Below are 15,284 nucleotides of genomic sequence, written 5' to 3'. Positions count from 1 at the left end.
GTTTATAAGAAATCGGCCTGCAAAGCTGCACGCTCGTTTCCTTGAGTATAGTTATGCAAAAGTCCATCATGGCACTATAAAAACACCCGATCGATATGCAAAAAAACGCCATGCAATCCAGCAAGCTCGATCTCGCCCGGCTCAACTGGGACGACCTGCGATTCTTCCTCGAAGTCGCGCGCACGCAGCGCGCGAGCGGCGCGGCGAAGCGCCTGGGCGTCGATTACACGACCGTCGCGCGACGCGTGCGCGCGCTGGAGGATGCGCTCGGCACCCTGCTTTTCGACAAGTCGCGCAGCGGCGGATTCATTCTGACGGCCGAAGGCCAGCGCCTGCTCGGTTTCGTCGATTCGATCGAGACCACGGTGCAATCCGCCACCGAGCAGATCGCCAATACCGGACACGCGCTGTCGGGGCACGTGCGGGTCGGTTCGACGGAAGGCTTCGGCTGCTTCTTTCTCGCGCCTCAGCTCGCACGCTTTCAGGACGCGCATCCGAACATCTCCATCGACCTGCTGCCGGTGCCGCATTTCGTGAGCCTGTCCAAGCGCGAAGCGGATATCGCCGTGACGCTCGAGCGCCCCGAGCAGGGTCAGTATGTCTACACGAAGCTTTGCGAATACCGGCTCAAGCTCTATGCGACCGCCGAATATCTCGACGCGCACGACCCGATCCGCACGAGCGACGATCTGCGTCATCATCGCTTCGCGAGCTACATCGACGATCTCGCCTTCAGCTACGAACTGCTGTATCTCGAACGCGCGGTCCCCGGGGCGGTATCGCGCTGGCGCAGCACCAGCGCGATCGCGCAATACTTCGCCGCGTTGCAGGGCCGCGCGCTCGCGATCCTGCCGTGCTTCATGACCTCGCCCGATCCGCGCTTCGTGCCGGTGTTGCCCGACGACATCGTCGTGACGCGCGCCTTCTATCTTTCCTGCCGCGAGGATTTGCGCAAGCTCAAGCGCATCACCGCCGTGTGGGACTATCTGCGCGCGGCGGCCGAAGCCAACCGCGCCTTCCTGATGGGCGAGCGCTCGAACATGGCGTGGGTCGATATCAAGTCGTCCTGATAATGAAACGAATTTTGACAGCGAATTCAAATCGATCGTGGTAAGACGCCGCGTCGATCTAAGTGCAACAAAATTTGACTCGATAAATTCGTTGAATTTTGCTTCGATGTCCTGCCGGAACATCACTCGCCGACGTGAGCTCGGGCATAATCGCCAGCCATTTTCAATGCTTTGCCGTGGAGAGCGCGGCGCACTCCAACTCCGTGATTTTCCTTAGTCTTTTTCCCGCTGGCCGCCCGGGCCATGCCGTGCGCTGATGGCTTTCGTCATCTGGTCACGGCGGACCATGTCCCGCCAGCGCATCCGCTTCGTCGAGGCCCGCACGGCGCGCGCCATCGCGGTCATCGGCGCCATCGCGCTCCTGGTCGCCGCGCTCGCGCTCGGCATCGCGATCGGCACGGTGTTCGCCCGCAGCCATCTCGGCGAGGAACAAGCGCTGACCTCACGCCGCTCGTACGAGATCGAAGAGCTCGGCCGTCTCAATGCCGCGCTGATCGAGCTTACGCCGCGTGTCGAAGGGCTGTCCGTGCAGGTCAACGAGTTGCACGAGTTCGATACGCATCTGAAGGCTGCGCACGGCACGGGCGGAGCGTCCGGCGTGCACGACGTTCCGCCGCTCCCCGACAGCGAGGAGCCAGCCACGTCGCTCGACGGCGCCGGCGGCCCGGAGCTGCCGCCGCGCCTGTGCGATACCGCGCGCGCGGCATCCGGCACGCCACGGCAGCGCCTGAAGAGCACGCGGCGCGTCATCGATTGCCTGAACGACGAAGTTTCGCAATTGCAGTCGCAGACCCTCGTTCACTACGCCGCCTACATGGCGTTTCCCGGCCGCAATCCGGCGCCCGGCACGCGCAACGGCTCGCCTTACGGCAATCGCCTGGATCCGTTCACCGGACATCTGAGCTTTCATCCCGGGATCGACTTCGCCGGGCCGACCGGCACGCCGATCCTCGCCAGCGCGGGCGGACGCGTCGTCGTGGCGGGAGAGCGCAACGGCTACGGCAACGCGGTCGACATCCGCCACGGCAACGGCATGGTAACGCGCTACGGACACGCATCGCGCATCCTCGTCAAAGTCGGCGACTACGTGATGCCCGGTCAGGAGATCGCGGAAGTCGGCTCGACCGGGCGATCGACAGGCCCGCATCTGCATTTCGAAGTGATCGTCGACGGCGCGCAGATCAATCCCTCTCCTTATATCGCGCTCTTCAGGCGCATGCCCCATGCGCAAAGCTGATTCGAAGCGGCTCTCGCTGCAACTCACCCGCCAGTCGTATTCGCTCACGCCGAGGCGCGGCGCGAGTATCTGGGTAGGCTCGATCGCGGCCGTGTGTGCAATCGCGGCGCTCGCCGCCGCGGGCTTCGCGCTCAAACGTTCCCATGAGGACGTACGCAAGCTCGACACGCTCTGCGCGCCGCCCATCTCCGAGCAGAAGCTGCACGAGCAGCTCGCGCACGCGCAACTCGCGCTCGAACAGGAGGCGGCGAGCCGAACATCGCTCCAGCAGCGCGTGGCGGACAGCACGGCTCAGATTCAGCGCCTGCAGACCGACCTCGCTTTCCTCAGGACACAGCACAAACCCGATTGAGCGGCGCGCTTCACGCGCGCGCCTCGTGCAACCCTTTTCCGCATTGCAAGGATTCGACATGTTTTCATCGAAGAAGGACGCCAAAGGCGTCAAGATGGCCAAGCTCACGACGCTCGTCGCACATAACGTTCATCTCTCGGGCGATCTCGAGTTCAGCGAGGGCCTGCGCATGGACGGCCAGGTCACGGGCAACGTGACCGGTCGCCCCGGCGAGGAAACGCTGCTCGTCGTGAGCGATCAAGGCGCGATTCGCGGCAACGTGAGCGCCTACGACGTCATCATCAATGGCTGCGTGACGGGCGATGTCACGGTCGCGCATTTCGTCGAACTTCAGTCCAACGCGCGCGTGCTGGGCAACATCTACTACCAGCAGTTGCGCATGGACATCGGCGCGACGGTCGAAGGCAAGCTCACCAAAATCGATACGCAGTCGGCGCATGTCCCGACGCTGCCCGCGCCGTCCGAATACGGCGCCGACCTCGCGACCAACTGACGATAAGCAGCGAGCGCCGCACACCCGGCGCTCGTTGGCAACGATGCGCATGTCCGGCTAAGATTCGATGGATGGAGGCCACGCGCTCGCGCCCCTAGCGAATCACGCGACTTCGAGCGCCCATCGACGCGTGGCCGGTGACATCGAAATAACTATAAAGGGCGCCCCATGCTGGTCAACTGCGCTGCTTATCAGAACGGCCGGAAACTCGCCGACGTACAGATCGACGATATCAACGCCTATCGCGACCTGCCCGACTCTTTCATTTGGGTTGCATTGAAAGAGCCGGGGCCCGGTGAACTCGCGCATATGACGCATCAGTTCGGCTTGCATGAACTGGCTGTCGAAGATGCGCAGCACGGTCATCAGCGGCCGAAGATTGAGGAATACGGCGATTCGCTGTTCGCGGTCTTTCATACGGTCGAGTTCGACGAAGAAGGCGAAGTGCTCGTCGGCGAGGTGAACGTGTTCGTCGGCACGAACTACGTGCTCTCGGTGCGCAACCGCACTACGCAAGGCTTTCAGGAAGTGCGCAAACGCTGCGAGCGCGAGCCGCATCTGCTCAAGCACGGACCGGCGTTCGTGATGTACGCGCTGCTCGATGCGGTCGTCGATCGATATTTCCCCGTGCTCGAGACGCTCGCCGCCGAGGTCGACGAAGTCGAGGAGCGCATCTTCGAGCAGAAAGGCTCGGTGGAATCGCGCGAGATCATCGAGGACCTGTATTCGCTCAAGCGCCGCATGACGATCCTGCAGCATCATACGGCGCCGCTGCTGGAGGCCGTCAGCAAACTGTATGGCGGGCGCTCGCCCGGCGTGTGCGCCGGCATGCAGGAATATTTCCGCGACGTGTACGACCATTTGCTGCGCATCGTGAAGACCATCGAGGGCCGGCGCGAATTGATCGTCACGGCAATTCAAGTGAATCTCGGCCTGATCGCGCTCGCGGAGAGCGAAGTGACCAAGCGCCTCGGCTCGTTTGCGGCGCTCTTCGCCGTGCCGACGATGATCGCCGGCATCTACGGGATGAACTTCAAGTCGATTCCGGAACTGGACTGGGTCTACGGTTACCCGACCTGCCTCGCAGTCATGCTGGTCGTCGATCTCGTGCTCTACTGGCGCTTCAAGAAGGCCGGCTGGCTGTAGTACAAAAGTCGCTTTCGGGAACCCCAAGGCGAAAATCGTTGTCTAATCAATGGATTTACGAGAGAATAACGTCTGGGCTTGCAATTTCGGCCTGTCGACCGCACATGACGTAAGCGCACCGAAATAGCGCTCACTTCCGAAGCACGCATTGCTTTTCCGTTTCAACCCGCACGTCGGCATTGCTGTTCGCCGATGTCGCCGTCCCGGTCATGCCGGCCACGGCGCGCCGCATCCGCGGCTCGCCATGTCGTCCGGCCTATGCCGTCAAGCTCACGACGAGCCTGAATTTGAGACGCGGCGCGCTCCGATCGCACGTTCGACCGTGCAGGAACGTGCCAGGCCACGCTTTGCATCGCCTCTCACGTTTCGCAGCGACGACGCTTCCGGGCAGCGGCGCTCGACGGATCATTGGCGTTGAATGCGTTTTTCGCACGATGCGCGGCAGCACCCACTACAACTCAACACAGGAGCCCCATATGGCGAAAGAAGAACTCATCGAACTCGACGGTATCGTTGACGAAGTGCTTCCCGACAGCCGCTATCGCGTGACGCTGGACAACGGCGTCGTCGTGGGCGCGTACGCCTCGGGCCGCATGCGCAAGAATCACATTCGTATTCTCGCCGGCGACCGCGTGACGCTGGAACTGTCGGTGTACGACCTGACCAAGGGCCGCATCAACTTCCGTCACAAAGACGAGCGTGCCGGTGGCGGCGGCCCCCGTGCGCCGATGCGTCGTCGTTGATGTCCGCCCGTCTCATCTGAATCATCCGCAACACGCGTGAGCACGATCCGCAGCGCACGCTTTTGAACGCCCTCCGCGGATCACACTGAACTTCGACGCGGCCGCATGCCTCGCGCCAGGCCGTACTGGCTGCGCCACGCGTCGATGCCCCTTCCCTTTCAGCCCCGCGCCGCGAGCAGCGCATCGATGCCGATCGCGAAGCCGTCCTCGTCGTTGCTCTTCGACACGAGGCTCGCGCAACGCTGCACGGCGTCGGACGCCTGCCCCATCGCGATCGAGACGCCTGCGATCTCGAACATCGCCACATCGTTGCCCATGTCGCCGAGCACGGCCACGCGCTCGAGCGGCACGTTCGCGAGTTGCGCGAGTTCGCGCACCGCAGTGCCCTTGTTCGCTGCCAGGCTCGTTATATCGAGGTAATACGTCTGCGAGCGCGCGGCGTGGCCGCGGCCTTCCAGTTGTGCCTGCACGCTGCTTTCCACTCGCGCGAGCAGCGCGGTATCGGCCGTCGAACCGACGATCTTGTCGACCGCGTCGAGATCGACGTCGTCGAAGCGCGTAACGAGCACGCCCTCATAGCCGACCGTGCGCGTCTCCAGCGGCACATAGGTGCCGCCGGGGTTGGTCAGATACCACGCGTCATCGATGAACACCCACGCGTCGACGTTCGCAGCGGCGAGCGCTTCGAGCGAAGTCTGTACGACATCGCGCGGCAGCTTGTGCGACGAGAGCACTTCCCATGTGCCCGGCCTGACGAGACTGCCGCCGTTGTACGACGCATAGGGCATGTCGACTGAGAGTGCCTCGACGATATGCCGCATGCCCTTGCCGGGCCGGCTGCTCGCGACCGTGAAGCGCACGCCTGCTTCGCGCAGCCGGCGCACGGCGTCTTTCGCCGGATCGCCCAGCGCCTTGTCGGTGTAGAGCAGCGTGCCGTCGCAATCGGTGACGACGAGCTCCGCTTTCGCGAGCGCTTCGAAGGCGGCGGCGCCGTCGCCGCTTGCGCTATGCAGGCCGTATCTCCCTTGAGCGTTCATCAGTGCGCCCCTTCACGCTGATTGAAATGCGGCAACTGCCGCGTCTCGCGCACCGAGCGCGGATGCCACAGCCGCGCGCCGCCTTCGATGCCCGCCGCATTCGACACGATCGCCACGTTATCCGGCAGCTTGAACTTGATGTGCGCCGCATTGCCGCCGCCGATCCAGAGCTTGTCGTAATTCACGAGCGTCGCCAGGATGCCGATGATCTTCTCCACGCGCCGGCTCCAGCGCTTCTTGCCCGCTTTCTCGCGCGCCGCATTGCCGATGTACTCGTCGTAGGTCTTGTCTTTCGCGACCGGATGATGCGCGAGCTCCAGATGCGGCATCAGCTCGCCGTCGCGAAAGAGCGCGGTGCCCGCGCCGGTGCCGAGCGTCAGGACCATCTCGATGCCGCGTCCTTCAATTGCCGCGAGCCCTTGCATCTCGGCGTCGTTGATCATGCGCGCGGGCACATCGCCGAGGCGCTCGGCGATCAGTTGCGCGAGCGGCACGCCGCGCCACGCCGGCGTGCCGAGATTCGGCGCGGTCAGCACGACGTTGTCCCGCACCACGCCGGGAAAGCCGATGGAGATGTGCGTCGGCGGGTCGGCGACGATCGGCCTCACCAGCTCGATGAGCGTCTCTACGACCACGTCGGGCTTCGCCGGATGCGGCGTCGCCACGCGCACGCGGTCGCTCTTCATCTCGCCATCCTCCGAAATGATGGCGGCCTTCAACCCGGTCCCGCCGATATCGATCGCGAGAATGCGTTCCGCCTTGATCGCGAGTTTGTCCGCCGAGACATGCGTCTTCTGTTTGGTCCTTGATTCTGTGCTCACGCTCGTTGTCCTTTTGGTTGGCGTTCCGGTTGAATGAGTTCAGTCCTTCTTCTGCGCGTCGGCCAGCGCACGCCACGCGCGACCGTCCTGCGCAAGCAGCCGATCCGCCTCTGCCGGCCCCGCGCTGCCCGCCGCGTAGCCGTGCACGGGAAGCGGACTGTCCGGATGCAGCACGCGATCCACCGCTGCCCACGCCGTCTCGATGCTGTCGGCGCGCTGGAAGAGCGTCGCATCGCCGAGCATGCAGTCGTAGAGCAGCGTTTCATAGCCGACGTTCGCCCGTTCCGCGAAAAAGTCGGCGTAATCGAACTTCGAGCGCACCTTGCCGATCTGCATCACCGGTCCCGGCACCTTCACGTTGAAATCGAAGCTCGTGCCGTGCGCCGGATCGATGCGCAGCGTGAACACGTTCGGCGTGAGCGCATCGACGGGCGTATCGCGGAACAGCAGGAACGGGACCGCCTTCAGTTGCACGGCGATCTCCGTGCGCCGCTCGGCGAGGCGCTTGCCCGTTCGCAGATAGAACGGCACGCCCGCCCAGCGCCAGTTCTCGACGTACACGCGCGCCGCCGCATAGGTTTCGGTGCGGCTGTCCTTCGCGACGCCCGGCTCGTCCTTGTAGCCCGGCCCGGCCGGTCCGGCCTCGTATTGGCCGAGCACGACATCGTTCGACGTGAGCGGGCGGATCGCGTCGAAGACTTCGGCTTTCCGGTCGCGCACGGATTCGGCATCGAAGGAATTGGGCGGCTCCATCGCCACCATGCCGAGCAACTGGAACAGGTGATTCGGCAGCATGTCGCGAAACGCGCCCGTCTGCTCGTAGAACTTGCCGCGCCCTTCCACGCCGATCGTCTCTGCCGCCGTGATCTGCACGTTGTCGATATATTCGCGCCGCCAGACGGGTTCGAACATCGCGTTGGCGAAGCGCACGGCGAGAATGCTCTGCACCGTGTCCTTGCCGAGAAAATGATCGATCCGATACACCTGCGATTCGTCCGCATACTCGAGGATGCAGCGATTGAGCGCTCGCGCCGACGCCAGATCGCTGCCGAACGGCTTTTCGATGACGAGCCTTCGGAAGTTGCCGTCCTTCTCTTCGAGCAGGCCCGCCGCGCCGAGATGCTCGATGATCGGCTGGAAGAAGCGCGCGCCCACCGCGAGATAGAACACGACGTTCGCGGACTTCGCCTTCGCGAGCCGCGCCTTGAGGCGCGCGAAGGTTTCGTCTTCCTCGAACTCGCCGGGGAAATATTCGAGCCGTCCGGCGACCCAGTTCCACGCATCCTCGTTCAACTGCGAGGTATGAAACGTCGCGGCCTTGTCGGCGGCGAACGTGCGCAGCGACTGCGTGAGTTCGTCGCGCCATTCGGAGGTCTCCCGCTCGCCGTGATTCACGCCGATGATTTCCATCGCGTCGTCGAGCAGCTTGTCGGCGGACAGGTTGTAGAGCGACGGCATCAGGAGCCGCTTGGTGAGATCGCCGCCCGCTCCGAAAATCACCAGCGTGCATGGCGGCGCGGGATGTTTGCCGGCGCAAGTCGCGCTCGCCGGATTCGCTTGCTTCGATTGATTCGCTTCCTTCGCTTCGTTCGATTCTTTCGGCATGGCGTATCGCCCCTTGTCAGTTGCGCTTGAACCTGGAAAGACCTGTCTCGATGCGGCACAGTTCATTCGGACGACGCGACGCAAGCTCGCATGCCGAATAACGTATGCATTTTGTAATTTTTAACCTTTCGTGTCGTAAAATATGCGCGGCTGGGCGACAGCCCTCGCGGACATTGCGGCATCGAAGCCGGATTCGAGACCCTGGACTCCACATGAGCGCACACGACACTTCCATCGACCTCACCGCCTATTTCGAGCGCATCGGCTATCGCGGACCGGCGCTGCCGCCGGCGACGCTCGACACGCTGCGCGCGCTGCATCTGCTGCATCCCCAGGCCATCCCCTTCGAAAACCTCGACGTGCTGATCGGCCGGCCGGTCAGGCTCGATCTCGAATCGATCCAGCGCAAGCTCGTTTCCGGCGGGCGTGGCGGCTATTGCTACGAACACAACCTGCTGTTTCGCAGCGTACTGCAGACGCTGGGGTTTCGCGTGCGCAGCTTTGCGGGACGCGTCCTGTTTGGCCGCGAGGCGTCGGACATGCCGGCGCGCACGCACATGCTGCTGCTCGTCGATCTCGACGAAGGTACGTTCGTCGCCGATGTCGGCTTCGGCGGCATGACGCTCTCCGCGCCGCTCGCGCTGCAGACGGGCCTCGAGCAGATCACGCCTCACGGCGCGTTCCGGCTCGACGATGCCGGCGGCGAGGCGCCCGCCTACATCCTGGAGGCGCTCGTGAACGGCGCGTGGATGCGCCTCTATCGCTTCGATCTCGACCCGCAGTATGACGCCGACTACGAGATGGCCAACCATTTCGTGTCCACTTTTCCGCCGTCTCTCTTCCGGCACAACCTGCTCGCCGCGCGTCTCGCGCCGGGCAAGCGTTTCGGCCTTTTCAACCGGCGCTTCTCCGCGCACGACGAACGCGAAGGCAGCGAACAGCGCGAGCTCGACAGCGTGGCCGGCCTGCGCCGCGCTCTCGAAGCCGAGCTCGGCATTCGTCTGCCGGATGGCGCCGATCTCGACGCCGCGCTCGACCGCCTGCCCTGAACCGGACACCCCGACCAGCACAACCAAGCTTAATCACAAGACAACGATGTTCAAGAAGAAGACGCGCGGCGGCAGCGATTTCCAGACGCATCACCGCAGCACGGTGCTCGCGAACCGGCTTCCCGCATGGCGTTCCCGTCTCGTCGTCATCGGCGTGACGGCGGCGTTTCTCACGCTCGCCGGGCGCGCGCTGTGGGTGCAGGTCATCGACCACGAGTTCTATCTGGGCGAAGGGCAAAAGCGCTATCAGCGCACGCTGTCGCTCTCGGCGACGCGCGGGCGCATCGTCGATCGCAACGGCGCGATGCTCGCCGTGAGCCTCGCCACCTATGAAGTGTGGGCCACGCCCAGGCTCTTCGACGGGGATCACGGCAACGAGATCGCGCGTCTGCTCGACATGCCGCCGAAGGATCTGCAGCGGCGCATCGACGCGAATCGCGCGTTCGTATTGCTCAAACGTCAGGTGGAAGCCGAAACCGCCGAACGGATCGCGACGATCGGACGCGGGGGCATCACGCTCGTGCCGGACACGAAGCGCTTCTATCCCGAAGGCGAGTCGGCGGCGCACGTGGTCGGCTTCACCAATAACGAAGATCACGGGCAGGAAGGCGTCGAGCTTGCCGCCGACGCGCGTCTGACGGGCGCAGCCGGCCAGCGCGAAGTGATCCGCGACCGGCTCGGGCGCGTGGTCTCGCAGATCGGCGAGCCGGCCATGCCGCAGAACGGCGAGACCATTCAACTGACGATCGACCGGCGCATCCAGCAGCTCGCGCATTCGCAACTGAAGGCGGCGATCGTGAAGCACAAGGCCCGCGCGGGCAGCGTGGTCGTGCTCGACGCGAAAAACGGCGAAGTGCTCGCGCTCGCCAATTATCCGAGCTTCGATCCGAACGATCGCGCGCGCCTCACCGGCGAGCAGTTGCGCAACCGCGCGCTCACCGACACCTTCGAGCCCGGCTCGACGATCAAGCCGCTCGTCGCCGCGTTGTCCATCGACCTCGGCCGCGTGCGGCCCGATACGCGCATCGACACGACGCCGGGCACGTTCAAGCTCGGCCCGAATGTGATTCACGACACGTCGAATCACGGCGTCATCACCGTGGCGCAGGCGGTGCAGATGTCGAGCAACGTCGCGCTCACGAAGCTCGCGCTGCAGATTCCGGCGCAGACGATCTGGGACAAGTATCGCGAATACGGCATCGGCCGCGCGCCCGAGCTGACCTTTCCAGGCGCCGCGACCGGCCGCCTGCGCTCGCCGGAGCGCTGGAAGCCGATCGAGCAGGCGACGATGGCTTACGGATACGGCCTGTCGCTCTCGCTCGTGCAGATCGCGCAGATTTACACCGCGTATGCCGGCGACGGACGCTTTCATCCGGCGACGCTGATTCAGGGCGAATCCCGCCGCGAGTCGGCGCAGGTGACGAAGCCCGCGACCGCGAAGGCCGTGCGCGACATGCTCGAAATGGCGATCGGCGACCACGGCACCGGGCGCGCGGCCGCGGTCGAGGGCTATCGCGTCGGCGGCAAGACCGGTACCGCGCGCAAGCAGGTCGGGCGCTCGTACGCGGCGAACAAGTACCGGGCGTCGTTCGTCGGCATCGCGCCGATGAGCGATCCGCGCGTGATCGTCGCCGTGATGATCGACGAGCCCGCAGGGGGCACTTACTACGGCGGCACGGTCGCGGGGCCGGTGTTCTCGGGCATCGTCGGCGCGACGCTGCCGATGCTCGGCGTGCCGCCCGACGCGTGACGAAAGGCGCATGCGGGCGCGTGCCTTGCTGCAACGGTCGGGCGCACCCCGCGAACCTGACCGGACTGTAAAGGGCTTGTGCTCTAATGTCGTGTTCGGCACCAAGAGATCAAACGGGAAAGACCATGAAAAAACTCGCCGCGGCGCTCACGTTGCCTGTGCTTTTCGCCGCTTGCGCCCAGTTTCATAACGAAGATGCGGGACAACCCGAAGTCGAGAAGTCGTCAACCGAGAACAAGGTGAACGGTATCGTCGAATGCATCGCCGGCGAGGCGAAGAAGCACGACGCCCAGTACAAGCAGACGTCCATTCCGCAAGGCGTGATGCTCGAATTCGGCGATTCGAACGTGATCAAGGTCCGGTATGACAACGGCGAGACCACGTATCGCTTCTATCCGGGCCAGCGCCATCCATCGAATCTGTGGATCGAGGGCGCGGGCAAGAAATGCGCGCCGGCCGACTCGACCTCCCACGACGCACCCCAGAAATAAGCAGGCTTCCCCATGCGCTCGACCAAAGCCATCAGCGCCGTGGAGCGGCTCAAGACACGCAGCGGCAACGCGAACTACGCGGCCATCTCGATGCCCGGCGGCTTCTTCTATCTCGCCGAGCGTTCACCCGAAGGCTCGAAGAAAATTTCCGAGCCGATGCCGATGGACGAGTTCGTCGCGTTCGTCAACGCGCGCGATCCCGCAAAGCCGCGCAAGGTCAGCAAGCTCGATCTCGCGATGGAAGAGCAGATCGGCCGCAGCGGCAAACGCACGGCAAAGGAGCCCGCCGGCGGCGACCAATAGTCGGCTTGCGCCGCCTCTGGCGCGGCGCAACATCGAAATCCCCACGTTGCTCTCGCACGAATGTGCGATGACAGACGGAGCCGGCAGGCGCCCGTTGCGTACATTTTTGCTAACGATCGAAACCGCTTAGACGGGCAACGATCGGTCATCCGAAGAAAAGAGCAAGGGCCACCCGCTTAGCCACAAAAATATGCGCGGGTGAACGGGGTGCCTGAACGGCGCGCGTGTCCGATGTCGGGACCCTGCGCCGTATGGCCGAGAGGAAGACCAGAAAATGAAGAAGAAAAACGAGACCAAGGGCAGCCTTTTGCCCTCGGCGATGGCGGATGTCGAGCTTCAACACATCGAACGCGCGCTCGCGCAACTCCGCACGATGCACAAACAATCTTCCGGCACGCTCAACGTCGAATACTGGCGCGAGCGGCTTGCTGCCGTGCTGAAGGGCTACGCGCTCGTGCCGGCGCAAAAGCAGCGTATCGAGGCGCTGCGCATCGCCCTCGACACGGTCGACAGCGGCCCGCGCGACGGCTCCGGCAGCCGCAGGAAGTCGACCAACAGGCTTTGGGCGAAAGCGGCCTAAATCACCGCTTTCGCCGCTCGCGCCACGGCGCGATTCCCTCGTTCACGCCCGTGTCTCGCGACGAGCCGGGCGCGCAACGGTCTTTTGAACTTCCGACGATTCACGGCACGCGCGCAGTTCGAACGCGTTCGCCTCGCCGCCAGGCACCGTTCATGCTCGAACTCAGTTTTTCGATCATGCCGGGAGCTTGTCATGTCCTCTCATCGTCACGACCACGCGCGCGCGTCGCGCCGGCCCTGGCCGATGCTCGCGAATGCGATCCTCGCCAGCCTCATCGCGGCGTTCAGCACATACGGCGTCGCGCAGATCACGAACGACGGTGGCTCCGGACGCCAGGAAAGCCGCCAGTCCGATTCGAGCGCGCGCGCCGATCCGTCGGGCACGGCGGTGGTGGAGTCGCACAAGCCGCAATCGAAGGATGCCGCGCAGGGCCGCGCCGCGAAGGCGGACAAGCATCACACGCCGGAAGGCAGCAGCGGCTTCAACAATGGGCTGTACGGCACGGGCGCGGGCACCAACAAGTGATGCGCCGCCCGCTCATTCGCGGCGCTCTCGCGACACGCTCATGATCTCCGGCGCGATGGCCGCATGATTGACGATCGCGACGAGCGACACGCCGCCGATCACGTTGCCGATGAACGTGGGCACGAGGAACACGAAGAAGTAGTCGGAGACGCCGGCCGCGCCGATCATCACTGCGTACGCCGCTTCGACCGATCCCGCGATCACGTGCGTCAGCTTGCTCACGGCGACGGTATAGGTCACGAGCAGGATCGTCAGCAGACGCGCCGAACGCGCGCTCGGCAGCAGCCACACCATCAGCGCGATGAGCCAGCCGGAAAACACGCCGCGCACAATTGTCACGCCGAAGTCGGCGGAAAGCGGCGTCATCGCGACGCGGGCGAGCGCCTCGCTCACCTCCGGCGAAAAGACCCCGCGAATCTGCAGGATGGCGGCGAAGATCGTCGTGCCGATCAGATTGAAGAAGAGCACGATCGCCCAGAGCCGAAGCGCCTTGAACAAGGTCGTGCGATCGCGCCGCGTGAGCACCGGGAGCACCGCGGTCAGCGTGCTCTCCGTGAAGAGTTGCTGACGTCCGAGGATCACGAAGACGAAGCCGATCGTGTACCCGAAGCTCGATATCAGCCCGCGCCAGTGCGTCATCGGCAGCGCGCTTTCGAGAATCGACTGGACGAGAAAGGAAAAACCCATCGAGAGGCCCGCGGCCAGCGCCGACCACATCAGCGCGGCGAAGGTGCGTTCCATCGCGACTTCGCCTTCCTCGCGCACGATCTCATGGATCACGAGCGGATGCGGCGCGGAATGCTCGGCGGCCTGCTGCTGTTCGGCGCTATCGAGGTGCGGCGACTCCGCACCGGCTTGCGGCTCGTTCATGATCGTTCTCCCTGAACGCCGCTCGATACGGAAAGTGGATGAGCGGCTGGCGCATCCACGAAGCAGGAAGAATGCCCGAAGGCTTATCGGACGATGCCGCCATCGAGGGACTCGTAACCGCGCCACTTGTAGATGAGCGCGGAGACGATCCAGCACGCGGCGAAGATCGCGACGATCGCGTAGCCGAGCATCCCGAAGTGCTCGGAGAGCGACGCGGCCACGTCCCACAGCCCGCCCTTCAGTTGCAGCCGGTCCGCGATCAGCCCGAGCGCCTCGATGCCGCCGACGAGCACCGCGATCAGCACCGACACGAGCGTGACCGTGAGGTTGTAGTAGAGCTTGCGGACCGGCCTCATGAACGCCCAGCCGTACGCGCCCGTCATCAGCAGGCTGTCGGCGGTGTCGATGAGCGACATGCCCGCCGTGAACAGCACCGGAAACACGAGAATCGACCACACCGGCATGCCGCGCGCCGCTTCCGCTGCCGCGATGCCCATCAGGCCGATCTCGGTCGCCGTGTCGAAGCCGAGACCAAACAGGAAGCCGAGCGGATACATATGCCAGCTCTTGCCGATCAGCCTGAATAGCGGCCGCGCGATGCGCGCGAGCGGGCCGCCGCCGAGCGCGAGCATGTCGATGTCCTCGTCGCGGCAGATTTCGCCGCGTCGCACGCGTCTGAATGCGCGCCACACGCCGCGCAGCACGAACAGGTTCATCGCCGCGATGGCGAACAAAAAGAGCGACGACACCGATGTGCCGATGAGCCCGCCGGTTTCGCGATACTCGGCGAAGCGGCCCTGCACGGCCATCGCGGTCGCGGCGATGAGCGCGGTGGCCGCGACGACGATCGTCGAATGCCCGAGCGAGAAGAAGAACCCGGCGCAGTGCGGCCGCTTGCCTTCCTGCATCAGTTTGCGCGTGACGTTGTCGATGGCGGCGATATGGTCGGCATCGACCGCATGACGCAAGCCGAGCGAATACGCGAGCAGCGACGTGCCGAGCAGCAGCGGATAGTGGCGGAACGCGACGAGCGCCCAGAGCCACGCGAGCACGTTGAGCGCGATCAGCCCGGCGATGAGACGCGCGGATTTGCGCGGCAGGAAGCGATGCGCCGGATTCGGCGCGGAAGCGGGCTCGATCGGTTCGGTCATGTGCGCGCGCACGCGTTGAGGGAGGGACCAAGGATACCGTACGCGCGTGCGTGGCCAATAA

The 15,284-nt window shown here is 64.4% G+C and carries 17 protein-coding genes; 12 read left to right on the top strand and 5 right to left on the bottom strand.

Annotated features, from left to right (window positions below):
- Positions 1–110: 110 nt before the first annotated feature.
- The 6 genes from U4Y90_RS06575 (at position 111) to infA (ending at position 5,041) form a co-directional block, all read left to right on the top strand.
- Positions 111–1,070 (top strand): LysR family transcriptional regulator, encoded by a 960-nt coding sequence (locus tag U4Y90_RS06575; protein ID WP_321793417.1) that lies wholly within the window; start codon positions 111–113, stop codon positions 1,068–1,070.
- A gap of 286 nt (positions 1,071–1,356) precedes the next feature.
- Entirely contained in the window at positions 1,357–2,307 is a 951-nt protein-coding gene (locus U4Y90_RS06570) for a M23 family metallopeptidase (RefSeq protein ID WP_321793415.1), read from the top strand.
- Entirely contained in the window at positions 2,294–2,659 is a 366-nt protein-coding gene (locus U4Y90_RS06565; RefSeq protein WP_321793413.1) for a hypothetical protein, read from the top strand. Before U4Y90_RS06570 ends, U4Y90_RS06565 begins: the two co-directional genes overlap by 14 nt.
- A 58-nt stretch (positions 2,660–2,717) precedes the next feature.
- Complete coding sequence (locus U4Y90_RS06560) at positions 2,718–3,152, top strand: polymer-forming cytoskeletal protein (protein ID WP_321793411.1); 435 nt, start codon at positions 2,718–2,720, stop codon at positions 3,150–3,152.
- 168 nt (positions 3,153–3,320) lie between these two features.
- Positions 3,321–4,298, top strand: a complete 978-nt coding sequence (gene corA / locus U4Y90_RS06555; protein WP_321793409.1) for a magnesium/cobalt transporter CorA — start codon at positions 3,321–3,323, stop codon at positions 4,296–4,298.
- Positions 4,299–4,774: 476 nt separating this feature from the next.
- Entirely contained in the window at positions 4,775–5,041 is a 267-nt protein-coding gene (infA, locus tag U4Y90_RS06550) for a translation initiation factor IF-1 (RefSeq protein WP_061137307.1), read from the top strand.
- Between the two features lie 158 nt (positions 5,042–5,199).
- On the opposite strand, the gene U4Y90_RS06545 is transcribed toward infA, so the two are convergent.
- From U4Y90_RS06545 to zwf, 3 genes are read right to left on the bottom strand one after another with little or no spacing between them, the layout of a single operon-like run.
- Entirely contained in the window at positions 5,200–6,078 is an 879-nt protein-coding gene (locus U4Y90_RS06545) for an HAD family hydrolase (protein WP_321793405.1), read from the bottom strand.
- Positions 6,078–6,899, bottom strand: coding sequence for an ROK family protein (locus U4Y90_RS06540; RefSeq protein WP_415749301.1), 822 nt, complete (start codon positions 6,897–6,899; stop codon positions 6,078–6,080). Before U4Y90_RS06540 ends, U4Y90_RS06545 begins: the two co-directional genes overlap by 1 nt.
- 39 nt (positions 6,900–6,938) lie before the next feature.
- Positions 6,939–8,504 (bottom strand): glucose-6-phosphate dehydrogenase, encoded by a 1,566-nt coding sequence (gene zwf / locus U4Y90_RS06535; RefSeq protein WP_321793403.1) that lies wholly within the window; start codon positions 8,502–8,504, stop codon positions 6,939–6,941.
- A gap of 212 nt (positions 8,505–8,716) precedes the next feature.
- Between zwf and U4Y90_RS06530 the strand changes: the two genes are divergently transcribed.
- The 6 genes from U4Y90_RS06530 (at position 8,717) to U4Y90_RS06505 (ending at position 13,202) form a co-directional block, all read left to right on the top strand.
- A complete protein-coding gene (locus tag U4Y90_RS06530) occupies positions 8,717–9,553 on the top strand; it encodes an arylamine N-acetyltransferase (protein WP_321793401.1) in 837 nt (278 codons plus the stop codon).
- Positions 9,554–9,599: 46 nt separating this feature from the next.
- Positions 9,600–11,303 (top strand): penicillin-binding protein 2, encoded by a 1,704-nt coding sequence (locus U4Y90_RS06525; protein ID WP_321793399.1) that lies wholly within the window; start codon positions 9,600–9,602, stop codon positions 11,301–11,303.
- 125 nt (positions 11,304–11,428) lie between these two features.
- Positions 11,429–11,794: a hypothetical protein gene (locus tag U4Y90_RS06520; protein WP_321793398.1), complete on the top strand. Its 366-nt coding sequence runs from the start codon at positions 11,429–11,431 to the stop codon at positions 11,792–11,794.
- 12 nt (positions 11,795–11,806) lie between these two features.
- On the top strand, positions 11,807–12,097 hold the full coding sequence (locus U4Y90_RS06515; RefSeq protein WP_321793396.1) for a hypothetical protein: 291 nt from the start codon (positions 11,807–11,809) through the stop codon (positions 12,095–12,097).
- A gap of 274 nt (positions 12,098–12,371) precedes the next feature.
- The gene (locus U4Y90_RS06510) at positions 12,372–12,677 is read left to right on the top strand and encodes a hypothetical protein (RefSeq protein ID WP_321793394.1); all 306 of its coding nucleotides are present in this window, start codon (positions 12,372–12,374) and stop codon (positions 12,675–12,677) included.
- A gap of 192 nt (positions 12,678–12,869) precedes the next feature.
- On the top strand, positions 12,870–13,202 hold the full coding sequence (locus tag U4Y90_RS06505; protein WP_321793392.1) for a beta-xylosidase: 333 nt from the start codon (positions 12,870–12,872) through the stop codon (positions 13,200–13,202).
- Positions 13,203–13,214: 12 nt separating this feature from the next.
- Here the strand turns inward: U4Y90_RS06505 and U4Y90_RS06500 are convergent, their stop codons facing one another.
- Positions 13,215–14,072 (bottom strand): formate/nitrite transporter family protein, encoded by an 858-nt coding sequence (locus U4Y90_RS06500; RefSeq protein WP_321793390.1) that lies wholly within the window; start codon positions 14,070–14,072, stop codon positions 13,215–13,217.
- Positions 14,073–14,155: 83 nt separating this feature from the next.
- Entirely contained in the window at positions 14,156–15,223 is a 1,068-nt protein-coding gene (locus tag U4Y90_RS06495; RefSeq protein ID WP_321793388.1) for a HoxN/HupN/NixA family nickel/cobalt transporter, read from the bottom strand.
- Between the last annotated feature and the right edge of the window lie 61 nt (positions 15,224–15,284).

The organism is Caballeronia sp. J97 (assembly GCF_905220305.1).
Taxonomy (GTDB): domain Bacteria; phylum Pseudomonadota; class Gammaproteobacteria; order Burkholderiales; family Burkholderiaceae; genus Caballeronia.
This window is presented reverse-complemented; position numbering and strand designations above follow the sequence as displayed.